At 46.6% G+C, this 251-nt stretch carries 1 protein-coding gene; it reads right to left on the reverse strand.

Features of this window, described 5'->3' with window-relative positions:
- Positions 1-251, reverse strand: a 251-nt coding sequence (locus tag AB4486_RS27670) for an aminotransferase class I/II-fold pyridoxal phosphate-dependent enzyme (RefSeq protein ID WP_372120006.1), incomplete at both ends; no start/stop codon positions are given.

Genomic DNA, 251 nt, shown 5'->3' on the forward strand with positions numbered 1-251 from the left:
CGTGGCTCTGGAGTTAGCGTTTTGTAACGGTCGTCCAATTGGCACTGTGTCGCTTCACTGAATGAGCGAAGTGTATCGTCGAACACGTTCTCATCGTGAATACCGATAGTGCCTAGACGCCAGCCTGTTGCACCGAAGTATTTAGAGAATGAGTAAACACATAGTGTGTTATACGGTAGTTTTGCGAACAGAGAAACGAACTCATCTGCGAATGTGCCGTACACGTCATCTGTGATGATGAATAGGTCACT

Source organism: Vibrio sp. 10N.222.55.C6, from assembly GCF_041473395.1.
In the GTDB taxonomy this organism is placed as follows: Bacteria; Pseudomonadota; Gammaproteobacteria; order Enterobacterales; family Vibrionaceae; genus Vibrio; species Vibrio crassostreae_C.